The organism is Amycolatopsis acidiphila, assembly GCF_021391495.1.
GTDB classification, from domain to species: Bacteria; Actinomycetota; Actinomycetes; order Mycobacteriales; family Pseudonocardiaceae; genus Amycolatopsis_E; species Amycolatopsis_E acidiphila.
On the sequence record NZ_CP090063.1, the window covers coordinates 1,857,071 to 1,872,740 of the forward strand.

Sequence of the window (15,670 nt, forward strand, 5' to 3'; positions counted from 1 at the left end):
ACGCGAATGAGCGTCGAGGGGGCGGGCCCCGGTCAGGGGGCCGAAACCGCCACGGCCGGCCGCGCGGACGACATGGACAAGGTCGTCCCGGAAGGCCGGGGAGATGTGCGGGGGATCAGTGATCTCACGTACCGGATCATCACGCCGTATCTGAGCCACGCGCTGCTGCACCGCGTCATGCGGATCGTGCTGATCGTGCTCGCGGCGGTGTGCCTGGTGGCGACCGGTGTGCGTCTCTCGCCTTTGCCGTTGCTGCCCATCCCGCTGTTCGCGTTCGCGTACTACTGCCTCCGCCGGGTCCGCGCGGCCGGTGCCGACGACCGGCCGCTGGTGGTCTGGTCGTCCCTCCTGCTGGCGGGCCTCCTGGTCGGTTTCTGGACCCTCTCCGTCGTGGCGAACTGGGTCAGCTGACACCGGCCGGCTAGCCGACGTGGCGCCCCAGAAAGCTGATCACGCCAGGCACCACGGTCCGGTTGAACGAGTCGCCGTGCTTGCCGCGGATGGTGCAGGCCACCGCCGGGTGGGTCGCGGCGATGAACTGCCGGACGCCCTGGATGAACGGGTCCTCGATGCCGCACCACACGCCCGTCGGCACGCCTGCCGTCGCCGACAGGTGCTTCAGCGGGTCCATCGACGCCCAGTCCGCCGCGTCGTGGAAGGCGTCGCGCTTGGCCATCTCCTGCCACGACAGGATCAGCGCCGGCGCCAGCAGTGCCATCGTGTGCACCGGTTGCCGCCGCTCCGCCCGCCGCCGCGCGTAGAGCAGCCCGCCGAACCCGCCCATCGACATGCCCAGTACCCCGGCCGGCAGCCCGTCGGTGCCACCGAGCCCGCGCCGCCGCAGCCACTGCGGGACCTCCTCGAGCAGCATCCCCATCGGGTTGTCGCCGCGCCGGTTCTGGTGCCAGTAGTTGTCGCCGCCGTCGACCGCCACCAGCCCGAACGGCGGCACCGCACGCCGAGCGACCTGACCGGCCAGCTCCGCCAGCGTGCCGGTCGGGGCGGCGGTCCGCGCGCGCCCGTGCAGGCCGTGCAGCACCAGCACCATCGGCAGGTTCCGCGCGGACGACCTGCTCGGCAGCATCGTGACGAAGTCGATCTCGCGGTTGCGCGCCGCCGACCACACGCGCTCCACCTTCGCCGTGCCGAGCTGGCTCACGGGTGTGGTCGACGTGACCCCGAGCGCGCGCTGGACAGCCTCGCTGACCGGCAGCACGCCCGTCGCCGTACCCGCCGCGAACGCGGCCACACCCAGCCCGGACGCCCCGGCGACGAGCACCGACCGGCGGCTGAAGCGCAGCTTGTCCACCGGCCCATTGAAGCGCACCCGGCGCCGTGGGGAAACGATCAGGCCACGGCCTTCTCGAGCACCCGGTGCTCCCCGGTGTAGAGGTTCATGCTCGTGCCGCGGAGGAACCCGATGAGCGTCATGCGGTTCTCCTCGGCCAGCTCGGCGGCGAGCGAGGAGGGCGCGGAGACCGCCGCGAGCAACGGGATCCCGGCCATCGCGGCCTTCTGCACGAGCTCGAAGGACGCCCGCCCGGACACCAGCAGGCCGACGTCGCCCAGCGGCACCCGGTTCTCCAGCAGCGCCCAGCCGAGCACCTTGTCCACGGCGTTGTGCCGCCCGACGTCCTCGCGCACCACGAGCAACGTGCCGTCGGACCGGAACAGACCCGCCGCGTGCAGGCCGCCGGTGCTCGCGAACACCTTCTGCTGCTCCCGCAAGGCGTCCGGCAGTCCCGAGAGGACCTCCGGCGTCACCGAGAAGGGCGAGTCTCCCGGCGCGAACCGCGTCTTGAGCTTCACCGCGTCGAGCGCCGCCTTGCCGCAGACGCCGCACGAGGACGTCGTGTAGAAGTTGCGCTCCACGCCGGTCTCCGGCGGCGCCACGCCCTCGGCCAGCGTCACGTCGAGCACGTTGTAGGTGTTGTGGCCCTGATCGTCGACCCCGTCGCAGTAGCGCGCGCCGTACACGTCGTCCGGCGAGCCCAGGACTCCCTCCGAAAGCAGGAACCCGTGTGCGAGCTCGACGTCGTGGCCGGGGGTCCGCATGGTCACCGCCAGCGCCTTCCCGCCGACCCGGATCTCCAGCGGTTCCTCGGCGGCCAGGGAGTCGGAGCGGCGGCGCTGACCGTTCTCGGTCAGCATCCGCACCGGTCGTCGAACGGTCACTCGGCCCATGTTCCGTTTCTCCCGCCGACTCTGCCCGAAAGTTCCACAGCCAGGTAATGCGCCGACAAACTTTCGGTACTAGATTGCACTCGCACCATCCAGCCTAGGGGAGCGTCTCAGTGGCCGTCACCTTCCTCGACCGTTCGCACACGGTCGCACCTGACAATTGGAGTCGCTGGCTGATCCCGCCTGCCGCGCTCTCCGTTCACCTGGCCATCGGCCAGGCCTACGCCTGGAGTGTGTTCAAGCCACCGCTGGAGAAGGCGCTGCACCTGTCCGGCACGCTGAGCGCGCTGCCGTTCCAGCTGGGCATCGTGATGCTCGGCCTGTCCGCGGCGTTCGGCGGCACGCTCGTCGAGAAGAACGGCCCACGCTGGGCCATGTTCGTCTCGATGAGCTGCTTCTCCACCGGCTTCCTGGTCTCCGCGCTGGGCGCCGCGACGTCGCAGTACTGGCTCGTCGTGCTGGGCTACGGCCTGATCGGCGGCGTCGGGCTCGGCATCGGCTACATCTCGCCGGTCTCGACCCTGATCAAGTGGTTCCCCGACCGGCCGGGCATGGCGACCGGCATCGCGATCATGGGCTTCGGCGGCGGCGCGCTCATCGCCTCGCCGTGGTCGAGCCAGATGCTCGAGTCGTTCGGCAGCACCCCGGGCGGGATCGGCCTGTCGTTCCTGATCCACGGTCTCGTCTACGCGGTCTTCATGTCGCTGGGCGTGTTCCTCATCCGCGTGCCCGCGGACGGCTGGCGGCCGAAGGGCTGGCAGCCGCCGGCGACCAACGGCAAGGCGATGATCACCACCGCGAACGTGTCGGCGGCGAACGCGCTCAAGACACCGCAGTTCTGGTGCCTGTGGGTCGTGCTGTGCTTCAACGTGACGGCCGGCATCGGCATCCTCGAGAAGGCCTCGCCGATGATCACCGACTTCTTCAAGGGCACCGCGGTGCCGGTGGGTGCGGCGGCCGCGGCCGGGTTCGTGGCGCTGCTGTCGCTGACGAACATGCTCGGCCGGTTCGTCTGGTCGTCCACTTCGGACCTCATCGGCCGGAAGAACATCTACCGCGGCTACCTCGGCATCGGTGCGGTGCTGTACCTGGTCATCGCGCTCACCGGGAACTCGTCGAAGCTGGTGTTCATCCTCTGCGCGATGGTGATCCTGTCCTTCTACGGCGCGGGTTTCGCGACCCTGCCCGCCTATCTGAAGGACCTGTTCGGCACCTACCAGGTGGGTGCGATCCACGGCAGGCTGCTCACCGCGTGGTCGGTGGCCGGCGTCGCCGGCCCGCTGATCGTCAACGCCATCGCGGACAACGAGAAGCAGGCGGGCAAGCAGGGGCCCGACCTCTACACCACCTCGTTCTACATCATGATCGCGCTGCTGGTCGTCGGCTTCATCGCCAACGAGTTCGTGCGGCCGGTCAAGGAGAAGTTCCACGAGCCGGTCGCGCAGCGGCCGGGTGTCACGGCGGGAAGGGAAGCGGAATGAACGAGAGCCGGCGTCCCTGGCTGCTGACCCTGGCGTGGCTGTGGGTGGGCGTGCCCTTCGTCTACGGCGTCTACGAGCTGATCCTGAAGGTGATTCAGCTCTTCGGCGGCTGAGCGAGCCCTTCGACCAGCGCGCGGCGGGCCGAGTGCACGTGCTCCTCGGCGATGCCGGGGAGCCGCTCGGTGTCGCCGCCGCGGATGAGTGCGGCCAGCTCCCGGTGCTCGCCCCAGGCGCGGGCCCGGTACTGGCCGCGGCTGAGCCGGATGCGGTGGGACTGGAAGAAGCGGACCTGCGACCGCACGGCGTGCCAGGCGTCGAGCAGCCGCCGGTTGTTCGCCGCACGGTAGATGACCTCGTGGAACTCCATGTCGAGAGACAGCACCCGCGCGGCGTCGGTCTCCTCGGCCATGCGGTCGACGAGGGCGTCCAGCTCGTCGAGGTGATCCGTCCTCGCGCGGGCAGCCGCTGACGTCGCCGCGAGCCGGTCGAGGGCCGCGCGCACCGCGTACACCTCGTCGATGTCGGACTCGGTGAGCCCGATGACGTGCGTGCCCTTGTGCCAGACGCTCTGGACGAGCCCCTCGCGCTCGAGCACGGCGAGCCCTTCCCGTACTGATCCGCGGCTGACCTGCAGCGACGCGGCGAGGTCCACCTCACGCAGCGCGCTGCCCGGCTGAAACCGGCCCGCGAGGATCTCCTCGCGGATCCGGTCGGCCGCCTCGTCGGCGAGACCACGGCGCTGGGCTGGCTGCATGTCCGAATGTTGACATTCGGACGTTCCACAGGTCAAGCTGAAGATCCGACAACGTGAGGAGCCGCCGATGAGCCGTCCCGGTTTTCATCTCGCCATCCCGGTAGACGACCTGTCCCGCGCCCGCGAGTTCTACGGCCGGGTCCTGGGACTGCCGGAGGGCAGGTCCGACACGGCGTGGGTCGACTGGAACTTCCACGGGCACCAGGTCGTGACGCACGTGGTTCCTGGCGCGCGCACCGAATCCGGCCGCAACCCCGTCGACGGGCACGACGTGCCGGTGCCGCACTTCGGGCTGATCCTCACGGTCGAGGACTTCCACGAGCTGGCGGGCAGGCTCCGCGCGGCGGGCACCGAGTTCGTGATCGAGCCGTACCAGCGGTTCGCGGGCGAGCCGGGGGAGCAGTGGACGATGTTCCTGCACGACCCCGCCGGGAACGCCTTGGAGTTCAAGGCTTTCCGCGACGAGTCGCAGTTGTTCGCCAAATGAGCCGCGGCGTTCTGGTCACCGGCGCGGCCTCCGGGCTCGGGCGGGCGGTGGCGCTCGCGTTCGCCGGGCGGGGCGACCGCGTGGCGGTGCACTACAACTCCAACCGGACCGACGCCGAGGCCACGCTGAAGTCGTTGCCGGGCAACGGACACAGCATCCTGCAGGGCGACATCACCACGTCCGCCCAGCAGATCGCGGACGCGGCGGAGGAGGCTCTCGGCGGTGTCGACGTGCTGGTGAACAACGCCGCCGTGGTGACCACCACGGCCACCGCGCACCCGCTCGCCGAGACGTCTTTCGAGCACTGGCAACGGATGTGGCGCGAGTCGGTCGACGTCAACCTGCTCGGCGCCGCGGACATGACGTACTGCGTCGCGCGGCACATGATCGGACGCGGGGTCCAGGGGCACGTCGTCAACGTCGGTTCGCGCGGCGCCTTCCGCGGCGAACCGGATCACCCGGCGTACGGCGCGACGAAGGCCGCGCTGCACTCGATGGGCCAGTCGCTCGCCGTTTCCCTTGCGCCACATGGCATCTCGGTCGCGTCGGTGGCACCGGGCTTCATCGCGACCGAGCGCGTCGCCGACTGGCTGACCGGCGAGCGCGGCGACGCACTGCGTGCGCAGAGCCCGTTCGGCCGGGTGGCCGAGCCGCCCGAGATCGCCGACGCGATCGTGTACCTCGCGAGCTCGCAGTGGGCATCAGGTGCCGTCCTCGATCTGAACGGTGCCTCGTACCTGCGGACCTAGGGAGCGCCCTCACCACGGTTCTGCTGCCACCGCTGCACTGCCGTCCGCACCGCCTCTTCGTCTTCAAGCGCATGGGCACCGGATGCGCCTGCGGCACCGAGGATCGATCCACCGTCGGTGACCAGGACGCCGCCCGCCCACGGGACGAAGTCGCCGCCGTAGAGGTGCTGGATGCTGTCGACGATCCCCCCGGGCAGGTCGATCAGGCCGGAGGGCTTCAGTGTCAACAACGCAGTCCGTGCCTTGGCCACGGCGATCCGGCTGGTCATGGGCATACCACCGTCGTCCCGCCGCAGCACGATCACCTCTCCGGCGACGTCGACGACGGCCACCGCCAGCGGAGGGAAGCCGCGCTCCGCACGGACCGCCAAAGCCGTTTGCGCCAACCAGTCCGCCTCGGCCAGCTTCAGTCCGGGGAGGCGCGGGGTATGAGACACGAACGCGAAGTTATCGGCGGCCACACCGGAAGTCAAAGCAGCCGGGCCACCGCCGCTTTCCCGCGAACCCCTGCTAGGAGCGGTGCTCCAACCGGACGACGACCGCCTTCGAGACCGGGGTGTTGGACTTCCGGGCGACCGAATCCAGTGGCACCAAGGCGTTCGCCTCCGGGAAGTACGCCGCCGCGCAGCCGCGGGCCGTCGGGTAGGCGACGACGCGGAACTGCTCCGCGCGCCGGTCGCCGTCCGCCCACTCCGACACCAGGTCCACGATCTCCCCGTCGGCGAACCCGAGCTCCGCGATGTCCTCGGCGTGCACCAGCACGACTCGCCGGGCGTCCTCGATCCCGCGGTAGCGGTCCGACAACCCGTAGATCGTGGTGTTGTACTGGTCGTGGCTGCGCAACGTCTGCAGCAGCAGCCTGCCCTCGGGCACCTGCGGGAACTCCAGTTCACTGGCGGTGAAGTTCGCCTTGCCGGTGCCGGTGCGGAACTCGCGCGAGTCACGCGGCGGGTGGGGGAGCACGAACCCGTCGGGCTGTCGCACCCGGGCGTTGTAGTCGGCGCAGCCGGGCACCACCCGCGCGATCCGGTCGCGGATCAGGTCGTAGTCGCGTTCGAACGCCCGCCACGGCACCGCGTGGTCCTCGCCCAGCAGCTTCCCGGCGAGCCGGCAGACGATCGCGACCTCGGACAGCAGGTGCGGGCTCGCCGGCCGCAGCCGGCCGTGCGAGGAGTGCACCGAGGACATCGAGTCCTCGACCGTGACGAACTGCTGCCCGCCGGCCTGCACGTCGCGTTCGGTGCGGCCCAGCGTGGGCAGGATCAGCGCCGTCCTGCCGTGCACGACGTGCGACCGGTTCAGCTTCGTCGACACCTGGACGGTCAGCTCGCACGCGCGCAGCGCCCGCTCGGTCAGCTCGGAATCCGGTGTCGCGGCGGCGAAGTTGCCGCCCATACCGATGAACACCTTGCCAAGGCCGTCGCGCATCGCGCGGATCGCGTCGACGGTGTCGAACCCGTGCTTGCGCGGCACCGGGATGCCGAACTCGGACTCCAGGCTCGCCAGGAACGTCTCGGGCATCTTCTCCCAGACGCCCATCGTGCGGTCGCCCTGGACATTCGAGTGCCCGCGAACGGGGCACAGCCCGGCGCCGGGCTTGCCGATCATGCCACGCAGCAGGGCGACGTTGGTGATCTCCTGGATGGTCGCGACCGCGTGCTTGTGCTGCGTCACGCCCATCGCCCAGCAGTACACCGTGCGCTGCGAGTCGGCGATCATCCGGGCGATCCGGACGATCTGCTCACGGGCGAGCCCGGTCGCCTCGTCGACCGCGGCCCAGTCGATCTCCCGCAGGTGCTTCGCGTAGTCCTCGAAACCGTGCGAGGAGCCGTCGATGAAGTCGTGGTCGAGCACCGTGCCGGGCGCCGCGTCCTCCCAGGACAGCAGCAGGTGCCCGATCGCCTGGAACAGCGCGAGGTCGCCGCCGAGCCTGATCTGCGCGAACTCGTCGGCCAGCGCGGTGCCCTTGCCCACCACGCCGCGCGGCGACTGGGGGTTCTTGAACCGCATCAAACCCGCCTCGGGCAACGGGTTGACCGCGATGACCTTCGCCCCGCCCGCTTTCGCCTCCTCCAGCGCGGAGAGCATGCGCGGGTGGTTCGTGCCGGGGTTCTGCCCGACGACCACGATCACGTCGGCGTGGTGCACGTCGGCGAGGCTCACCGAGCCCTTGCCGATGCCGGTGGCCTCGGTGAGCGCGGCGCCGGAGGACTCGTGGCACATGTTGGAACAGTCGGGCAGGTTGTTCGTCCCGAAGGAGCGGACCAGCAGCTGGTACAGGAACGCGGCCTCGTTGCTGGTGCGGCCCGAGGTGTAGAAGATGGCTTCGTCCGGTGAGGACAGTGCGCGCAGTTGACCGGCGACGAGCGCGAACGCGTCGTCCCAGGCGATCGGCTCGTAGTGCGTGCCGCCCTCGCGCAGCACCATCGGCTCGGTCAGCCGACCCTGCTGACCGAGCCAGTAGTCCGTCCTGCCCGCCAGCTCCGAGACCGGGTGCGCGGCGAAGAACTCCGGGCCCACCCGGCGTTTCGTGGCCTCTTCGGCGACGGCCTTCGCGCCGTTCTCGCAGAACTCGGCGAGCTTGCGGTGCTCACCGTCGGACTGCTGCGGCTCCGGCCAGGCGCAGCCCGGGCAGTCGAAGCCGTGGCGCTGGTTGAGCAGGCGGAGCGTGCGCACCGTGCGGCCGGTGCCCATCTGCTCGACACTGCGCAACAGCGAGACGGCCACGCCGGGAACGCCGGCCGCCCAGTCCTTGGGCTTGGAGACTTCGAGCTGGGCCTCGTCGATGTCGGCCTTCGGCGCGTTGCGTGTCACGCCGTCATTTTCCGGCCTTGATCACTTCCTGACGAGAGCGGGTGCGCCTCAGAGCCGGATCGGAGACCGTCACGGCCAGCAGGACGACGCCGACGCCCAGCAGCGCCCACGCGAGGTGGTGCAGACCGGCGGAGGTCGTCTGCGCGCCGAAACACCGTGCTATCAGGGTGGATGCCGCGATCGCGCCCAGGTACTGGGCGGTCCGGAACAGCCCGCTCGCGGTGCCCATCTGTGCCGCGGGCGCCTGGCTGTAGAGCGCTGTCTGGTTGGTCACACTGGTCAGTCCCTGGCCCAGTCCGAACACCGCGGTCATCGCCAGCAGGCCCAGGATCGGCGTGCGCGTGCCGACGAACATCAGCAGCGCGGAGCCGGCCAGCAGCGCGAGCGAGTTCGTGATCAGGCGGCTGCGGATGCCGGTCGGCTTGACCGAGGCAGCCGACGCGACCACCGCCACCGCCGACATCGGCAGCAGGAGCCCGCCGGCGCCCTCCTCGCTCAGCCCGCGGGCGGCTTCGAGCCACTGGACGTAGCCGAACATGATCGAGTAGACGATGAGGAAGGCCAGCGACTGGCGCAGGTAGGTGCGCAGCAGGGGCGGGTTGCCCGCGAGCATCCGCAGGTCGATGAACGGGGTGCGGGAGCGCAGCTCGAACCAGGTGAACACCACGCCCAGCACGACCGCCACGCCGAGCAGGTACAGGTCGCCGACCGCCGGTTCCATCACGAACAGCAGCACGACGAGCAGGGTGACGGAGAACAGCAGGATGCCCACGACGTCGATGCGCTCGTGGGTCAGCGTCGCCGGGTCGTCGCGTGGCACCCAGAACAGCGCCAGCAGCAGCGAGGCGGCCGCGAGCGGGATGTTGACCGCGAAGATCGCGGGCCAGCCGAACAGGCCGATCAGCAGGCCACCGAGGGTGGGGCCGATCACCATGACCGTCTGCGAGGACATCGCCAGCACCGACAGCACCCGGCTGGGTACGCCCTGACCGGCCGCGTCGGCGTGTTTGCGCAGCACCGCCATCGCCGCGGGGAACCCGGCGCAGGTGCCGACGCCGAGCACGGCACGCACCGCGATGAGCCAGTCGAGGGAGAAGGCCATCAGCCCGCCGATCCCGGCGAGCATCACGATGACGGCGCCGGTGAGCAGCACCCGCCGCGCGCCGAAGCGGTCGACGAACAACCCGACGACCGGCTGGCCGACCGCCGTGGCCAGGTACAACGCGGTGATGAGCCACGCCGTCTGCTCGGGCCGGGCGCCGAACGCGTGCGCGATGGGCACCAGCGCGACCGCGATCAGCGTGGAGTTGATGGGGTTGAGCACCGCACTGGACACCAGCGGGGTGACCAGTTTGGCGCCGAACACTGCCGGTGCCCGGGTCGCGGTCTGCTGCGGCGTCGTACTCACTACTCCTAGTTCTGTGCCAGGCGCTCCAACAGTGGTAGCGCCTGCTCGATCCGTTCGCGTTCCGCCTGGGTGAACCCGGCCAGGGCCGTGGCCAGCCACTCCTCCCGGTGCTGGTGCACCCCCCGCACGGTCTTGCTACCCAGTTGGGACAGCGAAATCACCGTCCGCCTGCGGTCGCGCGGGTCACGTGTCCGCTCGAGGTAGCCGAGCTCGTCCAGTGCGCCCAGCGTGGCGGCCATGGACTGCTGGCGGACGTGCTCGGTGGCCGCCAGCTGGGCCTGGGTCGCCGGGCCGTCCCGGTGCAACCGGGCCAGCACCGCCGACTGGGACGGGGTCAGCACCCCGGCGTTGTCCACCTGGCGCAGTCTCCGGTGCAGCTGTCCGACCACTCCGCGCAGCGCACCGGCGAGCCGCGCGACCTCGTTCGGAACGCGGGTCATCTACACAGTCTAGGCTGTTGAGTTCAGCCTGTGCAAATCAGCGGCAGTTACCCTGCGTGGGCATGGGCTTGCCCGGGTCGAACCGGCCGGGTTCCGGGGTGAGGGAGGTGGCGTCGAAGTCCGGTTCGCTGAACGCGGGCGCCAGCACGCCGTCTTTGCTCGCCTGGCAGGCGATGTCGGTGGAGTACGTGCCGAAGTCGTCCAGCCCGAGGCCGCGGGCCGTGCTCTCCCAGGACGAACCGGTCCGGAAGACGTAGTCGGCGCCGACCCGGATGAAGGGTTCAATGTCCGCCGGTCCGTAGACCACCTGGTCGCCGGGGTCGAACGCGTACGCCACCACGTACTCCGCATGCAGCACGAGCTCACCCGCCCGGCCCGCCTTCGCGGTCACCGAGCCCGTCATCCTCGGGGTCACGGGCAGGAGGTGGTAGCCCCCGGCGAGATAGGTGAGGTACGACGCAGGGTTCTTACGGACGTTGTCCCGGGCGTAGGGCGCGAGCAGAGCGAGGTACTTCGCCGGGTTGTGCCCGTCGAGCGTGTCCTGGTCGAATTGGGCCACCGAGATCGCCTGCTTGACCTGGTCCAGTGCCGAGCTGACCTGCTTCGCCGAGAAGGTTCCCACTTTCGTCGCCGGGGGAATGCTCAGGCCCGCGATGCCCTCGGCCCAGTTCTGCGCCGGGGTGTTCTCGAACGGCCTCGACAGGTCCACGTTCGCGAAGTCGGGCAGGTCGGTGGGCGCGGTCGTCGTCGCCGCGGAGGCGGCCCCGGCCACCGGCGCACCCGCGGGGGACGCGTCCGTGTACTGCTCGGAGGTCGTCTTCCCCCAGCGGTAGAACGCGAAGCCCGCCCCGGCCACCACCACGAGCACCACCGCGAAGATCGCGAGCCGCCGGCCCCGGTGCGCGCGGCGGCGGTTGCGCTGGAGGTCGACCCAGGCCTCCTTCTCCGCGTGCCGCTGCCAGTCCGGGTCCATCAGCTCCGGGTGGTTCTCGATGCCGTGCTCGTCCACTGCCTACCGCCTCATCTCGTGATCTTGCTCCCGGAGATCGGCGGAACGGCCCGGGCGTTACGGCGAAACGACGTCCGCAACCAACTCGGGATGTGACACGTGCGGGCAGTGCCCGCCCGGCACCTCGACCGGCTCGACGCCCAGCCGCTCCCGCGCCGTGTAGCGCATCCACTCCGGCCGCAGCGTCCGGTCGCCGACCGGCAGCACGAACGTCGAGGGCGGCAGGGGGCCGGCGACGGGCTCGTCGTAGACCGCCGCGGGGTACCACAGCCGCAGCGTCGACAGGCCCCAGCGCAGGGTCGCGAGGTCGCAGTCGTGGAACAGGAAGTACGTCGCCGCCCCCGGATCGGTCGTCGGCTGCTCGGTCAGTCCGGCCCACTCCGGGTTCATGATGTCGTGGATGTGGGCCGCGAGGTCCTCCCGGAAGCTGACCTCGCCCGGGACCGCCGCGGCCGGCCACACGACGTGCTGAGCGTCGAGCGCGGCGGCGACCGCGGGCAGGAGCAGCCCGCCGCGGAATGCGCGATCACCACCGGGCTCCTCGCCGTGGTCTGCTCGACGGCCAGTCGCGCGTAGCCGGCGGCGAGCAACCCGGGCCGGCCGGTGGGCAGGTCGACCGTCTCGACCCCGTGACCGCGCCGCCGCAGGGCATCGGCCAATCGGTCCCAGCCGGCGGGTGACTGCGTCGTCCCGTGCAGCAGTACGCAGTCCATCGGGTCATCTTGCGCGCTGCCCCGGGCCCGCGGTCTACGGTTCCACGGTCGAACCGGGCCGGGTGTCGCTGGGGGACGCCGTCGTCGTGGCCTGAGCTCCGGTCGCGGCGCACCAGCCGAAGCCCGGAACGCTTCCTGGCCGCGGTCGTGGGATTCCTGGACGAGCGGCTCGCTCAGCCCAGCGCCGCGTAGACGATCTTCGCCAGGCCCGACTCGCCGTTGAAGTTCGGGTGGTACGGCGCGGCGGTGAGCTGGATGTCCTTGCCGTTGATCCAGGCGGCGGCACCGGCGCAGGCGTCGTGGCCCAGCGACGGCGTGAAGGTGTCCACATAGGACGTGTCGCCGTCGGTGGACGCGGCGCCGGAGATCGCGTCGTTGAGCGCTTCTTCGACGCTGGTGAGCCACGCGTAGTCACCGTCGGCGAACGGCAGGATGTTCGGGCAGGTCCCGGTCGGCGGGGCGATCCGGGGGTAGCCGACCGCGAGCACCTTCGCCTGCGGCGAGCGCTGGTGGATCGCCGCCAGCACGTTCGTGATGTTGGCCTGGGTCTGCGTCAGCTGGGCCTTGATCGTGTCCACGCCGTCGACCGTGAAGTGCCGCTGGCACGGGTTGCCCGTCGGGTCCGACGCGCGCAGCCCGGGGCAGGTGCCGATGAGCGTGCCGAACACGCTGTAGTCGTTGCCGCCGATGCCGAGCGTCACCAGGTCGGTGTCCGGGCGCAGCGCGTTCAGCTGCGGCGGGTTGGTGCCCAGCGGCACCGACTGCGGCGCCGTCATGTCACCGGTGTCCGCGCCGCTGCAGCTGACGTCGGTGAACGACGGCGCCAGCAGCCGCAGCGCGAGCTGCGCCGGGTAGTTCGACGTGGACCGCAGGCACCCCACCGGGTCGATCCGCTGCAACGGGATCAAAGGACCCGCGGTGTAGGAGTCGCCGAGCGCCACGTACCGCTCGTACCGCTGCGGGGCGGCCGAGGCGGAGAACGCGGAGACCAGCACTGTGCAGACGGCGAGAACGGCGATGACGAGGCTCCGGCGAGCGCGCATACGTCTTTCCTAGCCCTCGCCGGGGAGGTGCGCTGCCGCCGATCGGGTGGCGTCGCGGCCGATCACCCGGTCTAGCGGTACGCGGACTGCCCCGTCAGCAGCTGGCCGAGGACGAGGGTGTGGATCTCCTCGGTGCCCTCGTAGGTCAGCACGGACTCCAGGTTGTTCGCGTGCCGGAGCACCGGGTACTCGAGGCTGATCCCGTTCGCGGCGAGGACCGTGCGCGCGCTGCGGGCGATGTCGATCGCGGTGCGCACGTTGTTCAGCTTGCCGAAGCTGACCAGCTCGGGCGGCAGCTCGCCGGCGTCCTTGCGGCGACCGAGGTGCAGCGCGAGCAGCATGCCCTTGTTCAGCTCGAGCGCCATGCCGACGAGCTTCTGCTGCGTCAGCTGGAAACCGCCGATGGGCTTGCCGAACTGCTCGCGGCTCGCGGCGTAGTCGAGCGCGGCCTCGTAGCACGCGCGGCCCGCGCCCAGCGCGCCCCAGAGGATGCCGTAGCGCGCCTCGGCCAGGCACGACAGCGGCCCGCGCAGGCCTTTCACGCCCGGCAGCACGGCGGAGTCGGGCAGCCGCACGTCCTCCAGCACGAGCTCGGCGGTGGCGGACATCCGCAGCGACATCTTGTGCTTGATCTCGCGCGCCGTGAAGCCGGGCGTGTCCGTCGGCACCAGGAAGCCGCGGACACCCTCCTCGGCACGCGCCCACACCACGGCGATGTCCGCGAGGGTGCCGTTGGTGATCCACATCTTCGAGCCGTTGAGGACCCAGTCCGAGCCGTCGCGCTTCGCGATCGTGCGCATGTCACCGGGGTCCGACCCGCGGTCGGGCTCGGTCAGGCCGAAGCAGCCGATCTTCTCGCCGCGCGCCATGCCCGGCAGCCACTGCTCCTTCTGCTCGTCGGAGCCGTACTTCCAGATCGGGAACATCGCGAGCGAGCCCTGCACCGACACGAAGCTGCGCAGCCCCGAGTCGCCGGCCTCCAGTTCCAGGCAGGCCAGCCCGTACGAGGTCGCGTTGGTGCCCGCGCAGCCGTACCCGGTCAGGTGCATGCCCAGCAGGCCCATATCGCCGATCGAGGAGATCAGGTGCCGCGGGAACTCCGCGTCCTCGAACCACCGGCCGGCGTGCTCGAGGACCTCCTTGCGGACGAACGTGCGCACCGTGTCGGCGATCTCGCGCTCCTCCTCGGTGAGCTGGTCGCGGATGCCGAGCAGGTCGCGGGGATCGGGTTTGGTCATCAGCGGGTCCTCCTGCGGGCGCGCGCGAGCTCACGCGCGGCCGGTCCGTCTTCGATCGCTTCGCCTAGCGAACACACTAGGCCCTCCTGCCCGCGCCGGCCGATGAGCTGAGCGCCGGCGGGCAGCCCGGCGGCGGTGAGCCCGGCCGGCACGGACAACGCCGGATGGCCGGTGACCGCGGCGAGTGCGGTGAGCCGGTAGTAGGCGGCTTCGACGTCTTCGGTGCGGCCGTTGACCTGCACCGTGTCGGCGTCGAGCGGAGCAGCGGTGACCGGCACCGTCGGCAGGAGCAGGGCGTCGACGGTATCGAAGGCGGCGTCGACCTCGCCGCGGATCTCCCGGGCGAGCTTCCTCGCCTGCTCGTAGTCCGAAGTGGACACTCGAGAGCCCGCCCGCAGCTGGCCGATCGCGCGCCCGGCCAGCCCGTCCGGGTGCTTCTCGTACTCGGCCCACCACTGCCGTGCGGACTCGAAGAGCAAGACCGTGTAACCGGTGCCGCGCGCGTGGCGGCGGGCGAGGGGCAGCTCGACGTCGACGATCTCCACTCCGGCGGCCCGGAGCGTCCCGGCCGCCTCCTCGACGAGCCGCAGCACCTCGGGGTCGGCGTTGTCGCCCCACAGGCTCGCCGGCCGGCCGACGCGCAGGCCGCCGACCGGCCGGATCCCGGCGGTCTCGCCGGTGAGCAACCCGTGGATCCGCAGGCATTCCCTGGCGGTGAGGGCGATCGGGCCGACCGTGTCCATCGAGGGGCTCAGCGGCGTGATCCCGTCCATCGGCACCGAGCCGTGCGTCGGCCGCAGGCCCGCGACCCCGCACAGGGCGGCGGGGACGCGGATGGACCCACCGGTGTCCGTGCCGAGTGCGACGGGTGCCGCGCCGATGGCCACGGCCACCGCCGAACCACCGCTCGACCCGCCCGCGTCACGGCGGGGGTCCCAGGGGTTGGCGCAGCCCGGCGTCCGGCACGACCAGGCCAGCTCGGGCACGGTCGTGCGGCCCATCGCGACGTGCCCGGCCGCGCGCAGCCTCGCCCACACCGTCGCGTCGGCCGTCGCCACGCGGTGTCCCAGACCCGGGGTGCCGTTGCGGACGGTCTGGCCCGCGACGTCGATGAGGTCCTTGACCGCGACCGGTTCTCCCGGCCCCGAATACGTCTCCACGAACGCGCCCAGTTCGCGCCACTGCGATCCCGTCACCCCGTGTTCATATCAGCCGGGGTGCCTGGTGGACGAGCAGGTAACGCCAGAACAGCAGCGGCCGGACGGTGCTGCCGGGCAGCAGCCGCGCCGACTCGCGGCGGACGTCGGTCATGGTCGTGTCCCAGCACGGCCAGCACCCCGCCCGCCGCCGAGC

General features: G+C 71.0%; 18 protein-coding genes. 5 read left to right on the forward strand and 13 right to left on the reverse strand.

The annotated features are described in order from the left end of the window. Positions 1 to 6: 6 nt before the first annotated feature. The gene (locus LWP59_RS09035; protein ID WP_229857301.1) at positions 7 to 411 is read left to right on the forward strand and encodes a hypothetical protein; all 405 of its coding nucleotides are present in this window, start codon (positions 7 to 9) and stop codon (positions 409 to 411) included. Between the two features lie 10 nt (positions 412 to 421). Here LWP59_RS09035 and LWP59_RS09040 read toward each other — a convergent pair whose 3' ends face one another. Together LWP59_RS09040 and fdhD are read right to left on the reverse strand one after the other, a co-directional pair. Then, the gene (locus LWP59_RS09040; RefSeq protein WP_229857299.1) at positions 422 to 1,309 is read right to left on the reverse strand and encodes an alpha/beta hydrolase; all 888 of its coding nucleotides are present in this window, start codon (positions 1,307 to 1,309) and stop codon (positions 422 to 424) included. A 38-nt stretch (positions 1,310 to 1,347) separates the two neighbouring features. Further along, the gene (gene fdhD / locus LWP59_RS09045; protein WP_144642597.1) at positions 1,348 to 2,184 is read right to left on the reverse strand and encodes a formate dehydrogenase accessory sulfurtransferase FdhD; all 837 of its coding nucleotides are present in this window, start codon (positions 2,182 to 2,184) and stop codon (positions 1,348 to 1,350) included. 110 nt (positions 2,185 to 2,294) lie between these two features. On the opposite strand from fdhD, the gene LWP59_RS09050 reads away from it, so the two are divergent. Together LWP59_RS09050 and LWP59_RS41370 are read left to right on the forward strand one after the other, a co-directional pair. After that, positions 2,295 to 3,662, forward strand: a complete 1,368-nt coding sequence (locus LWP59_RS09050; RefSeq protein ID WP_144642598.1) for an L-lactate MFS transporter — start codon at positions 2,295 to 2,297, stop codon at positions 3,660 to 3,662. Then, a complete protein-coding gene (locus tag LWP59_RS41370; protein WP_444541901.1) occupies positions 3,659 to 3,775 on the forward strand; it encodes an MFS transporter small subunit in 117 nt (38 codons plus the stop codon). The genes LWP59_RS09050 and LWP59_RS41370 overlap by 4 nt, the downstream gene beginning before the upstream one ends. Here the strand turns inward: LWP59_RS41370 and LWP59_RS09055 are convergent. Next, the gene (locus LWP59_RS09055; RefSeq protein WP_144642599.1) at positions 3,757 to 4,416 is read right to left on the reverse strand and encodes a GntR family transcriptional regulator; all 660 of its coding nucleotides are present in this window, start codon (positions 4,414 to 4,416) and stop codon (positions 3,757 to 3,759) included. The two genes, LWP59_RS41370 and LWP59_RS09055, sit on opposite strands and share 19 nt — an antisense overlap. Positions 4,417 to 4,483: 67 nt before the next feature. Between LWP59_RS09055 and LWP59_RS09060 the strand changes: the two genes are divergently transcribed. Together LWP59_RS09060 and LWP59_RS09065 are read left to right on the forward strand one after the other, a co-directional pair. Continuing rightward, on the forward strand, positions 4,484 to 4,903 hold the full coding sequence (locus tag LWP59_RS09060; RefSeq protein WP_144642600.1) for a VOC family protein: 420 nt from the start codon (positions 4,484 to 4,486) through the stop codon (positions 4,901 to 4,903). Then, the gene (locus LWP59_RS09065; RefSeq protein WP_144642601.1) at positions 4,900 to 5,652 is read left to right on the forward strand and encodes an SDR family NAD(P)-dependent oxidoreductase; all 753 of its coding nucleotides are present in this window, start codon (positions 4,900 to 4,902) and stop codon (positions 5,650 to 5,652) included. Before LWP59_RS09060 ends, LWP59_RS09065 begins: the two co-directional genes overlap by 4 nt. Here LWP59_RS09065 and LWP59_RS09070 read toward each other — a convergent pair. The 10 genes from LWP59_RS09070 to LWP59_RS09115 form a co-directional block, all read right to left on the reverse strand. After that, positions 5,649 to 6,113, reverse strand: coding sequence for a GlcG/HbpS family heme-binding protein (locus tag LWP59_RS09070; protein ID WP_229857297.1), 465 nt, complete (start codon positions 6,111 to 6,113; stop codon positions 5,649 to 5,651). The genes LWP59_RS09065 and LWP59_RS09070 overlap by 4 nt on opposite strands. A 49-nt stretch (positions 6,114 to 6,162) precedes the next feature. Then, a complete protein-coding gene (locus tag LWP59_RS09075) occupies positions 6,163 to 8,466 on the reverse strand; it encodes an FdhF/YdeP family oxidoreductase (RefSeq protein WP_144642602.1) in 2,304 nt (767 codons plus the stop codon). Between the two features lie 4 nt (positions 8,467 to 8,470). Further along, a complete protein-coding gene (locus LWP59_RS09080) occupies positions 8,471 to 9,874 on the reverse strand; it encodes an MFS transporter (protein WP_373299405.1) in 1,404 nt (467 codons plus the stop codon). Between the two features lie 5 nt (positions 9,875 to 9,879). Beyond that, the gene (locus LWP59_RS09085) at positions 9,880 to 10,314 is read right to left on the reverse strand and encodes a MarR family winged helix-turn-helix transcriptional regulator (protein WP_144642603.1); all 435 of its coding nucleotides are present in this window, start codon (positions 10,312 to 10,314) and stop codon (positions 9,880 to 9,882) included. 37 nt (positions 10,315 to 10,351) lie between these two features. Then, entirely contained in the window at positions 10,352 to 11,323 is a 972-nt protein-coding gene (locus LWP59_RS09090; protein WP_144642604.1) for a hypothetical protein, read from the reverse strand. A 57-nt stretch (positions 11,324 to 11,380) separates the two neighbouring features. Then, on the reverse strand, positions 11,381 to 11,713 hold the full coding sequence (locus LWP59_RS09095) for an alpha/beta fold hydrolase (protein ID WP_229857295.1): 333 nt from the start codon (positions 11,711 to 11,713) through the stop codon (positions 11,381 to 11,383). Further along, complete coding sequence (locus tag LWP59_RS40635; protein WP_325062724.1) at positions 11,710 to 12,036, reverse strand: esterase/lipase family protein; 327 nt, start codon at positions 12,034 to 12,036, stop codon at positions 11,710 to 11,712. The genes LWP59_RS09095 and LWP59_RS40635 overlap by 4 nt, the downstream gene beginning before the upstream one ends. A 173-nt stretch (positions 12,037 to 12,209) precedes the next feature. Then, positions 12,210 to 13,079 carry an SGNH/GDSL hydrolase family protein gene (locus LWP59_RS09105; protein WP_144642605.1) on the reverse strand — a complete coding sequence of 290 codons (870 nt, stop codon included), beginning with the start codon at positions 13,077 to 13,079 and terminating at the stop codon, positions 12,210 to 12,212. 71 nt (positions 13,080 to 13,150) lie between these two features. Beyond that, complete coding sequence (locus LWP59_RS09110; protein WP_144642606.1) at positions 13,151 to 14,317, reverse strand: acyl-CoA dehydrogenase family protein; 1,167 nt, start codon at positions 14,315 to 14,317, stop codon at positions 13,151 to 13,153. Then, entirely contained in the window at positions 14,317 to 15,513 is a 1,197-nt protein-coding gene (locus LWP59_RS09115) for an amidase (protein WP_144642607.1), read from the reverse strand. The genes LWP59_RS09110 and LWP59_RS09115 overlap by 1 nt, the downstream gene beginning before the upstream one ends. Positions 15,514 to 15,670 lie beyond the last annotated feature (157 nt).